Origin of the sequence: Bacillus sp. JJ1503 (assembly GCF_036965125.1) — a bacterium.
Taxonomy (GTDB): domain Bacteria; phylum Bacillota; class Bacilli; order Bacillales; family Cytobacillaceae; genus Cytobacillus.
In genome coordinates this window covers 1-1,458 of the sequence record NZ_JBALOZ010000522.1, presented here as the reverse complement: position 1 = coordinate 1,458, position 1,458 = coordinate 1, and the positions used below count along the sequence as shown (strand labels likewise).

2 protein-coding genes are annotated in these 1,458 nt (G+C 40.9%); one reads left to right on the top strand and one right to left on the bottom strand.

Features of this window, described 5'->3' with window-relative positions; translation table 11 throughout:
• The first annotated feature begins 70 nt into the window (after positions 1-70).
• Complete coding sequence (locus V7149_RS26205) at positions 71-1,003, top strand: manganese-dependent inorganic pyrophosphatase (RefSeq protein WP_335348481.1); 933 nt, start codon at positions 71-73, stop codon at positions 1,001-1,003.
• Positions 1,004-1,056: 53 nt separating this feature from the next.
• Here the strand turns inward: V7149_RS26205 and V7149_RS26200 are convergent.
• Positions 1,057-1,458: NAD(P)H-dependent flavin oxidoreductase (locus tag V7149_RS26200; protein WP_335348480.1), on the bottom strand; the 402-nt coding region annotated here is incomplete at its 5' end.

Genomic DNA, 1,458 nt, shown 5'->3' with positions numbered 1-1,458 from the left:
CTGTTGCATATATGTTAAAATAACAACAGGCTTTCAATGCCATTATTCTATTTATCCAAGGAGAAGGATTATGTCAAAAGTATTTGTATTCGGTCATAAAAACCCTGACACAGATTCAATCTGTTCTGCTATAGCGTACGCAGAATTAAAAACAAAATTAGGTGTAGAGGCAGAACCGATCCGCTTAGGACAAGTAAATGCTGAAACTCAATTTGCGCTTGATACTTTCAAGATTGAGGCGCCACGTCTTGTCGAAGCCGTATCTAAGGAAGTTAGTGAAGTCATTCTTGTCGACCATAACGAATTCCAACAAAGTGCTGATGATATTCGTGATGTAAGAGTTCTTGAAGTCATTGACCATCACCGCATCGCCAACTTTGAAACGAGCGACCCTCTTTATTACCGTGCTGAGCCAGTCGGCTGCACTGCAACCATTTTAAAGAAACTCTATAAAGAAAACGCTGTGGAAATTAGTAAAGAAACCGCTGGATTAATGCTTTCAGCGATTATTTCTGATTCCTTATTGTTCAAATCTCCTACATGCACAGAGGAAGATGTGGCAGCAGCACGCGAGCTAGCAGAAATTGCTGGAGTCAATGCTGAGGAATATGGGTTAGCTATGCTTAAGGCAGGTGCAGACCTGAGTGATAAAACGATTGATCAACTGATCACTCTTGACGCTAAGGAATTCCAAATGGGCAGCTACAAAACGGAAATTGCTCAAGTAAATGCTGTAGATCTAAATGACGTTCTAAGCCGCCAGGACGAGCTCGAAGCAAAGCTATCCGAAGTTGTTAAAAACAAGGAATTAGATTTATTCCTTTTCGTTCTTACTGACATTTTAAACAATGATTCCGTTGCCATCGCAGTTGGAAACGAAACGAAAGCAGTGGAAGAGGCTTATAACGTAAAGCTTGAAAATAACCGCGCCCTATTAAAAGGCGTTGTTTCCCGTAAGAAACAGATCGTTCCAGGACTTACAAGAGCTTTAACTGAAAAATAATCATGACCACAAAAAAGGAGAAACAATTAGTTGTTCCTCCTTTTTTCTTTCCTTTATAATTCCAAGTATTCCTTCGTTAAACGATCCATTAATTCCTTTACAGATGTACTAGCCGCTAGGCGCAACCCTTGGCCTGCCCATAAGGACATATACTCCCGGTTATTTAATTTAGCAGCCTGTTTTCTTATAGGACCTGTTAAATCATTCTGCAAGGGAAAAGGAAGAATTCCGGTCGATTGACCTTCCATTTCCTTTATAAAGTTATTGCGAATACCCCTAGCCAGTTTCCCGGAAAAAGCCTTCGTTAACGTGGTTTGCTCCTCGGTCGAATTTAATATTGCTTCCTTATAAATAGAATGTGCTCCACTTTCTTTACACGGTAAAAAGGCAGTGCCAAGCTGGACACCCTTCGCCCCTAGAATGAAGGCTGCAGCCATTCCTCTTGCATCCATAAT

Excerpts from the sequence above, each read along its gene's own strand:
- V7149_RS26205 (WP_335348481.1), top strand. The coding sequence starts at position 71 with ATGTCAAAAGTATTTGTATTCGGTCATAAAAACCCTGACACAGATTCA.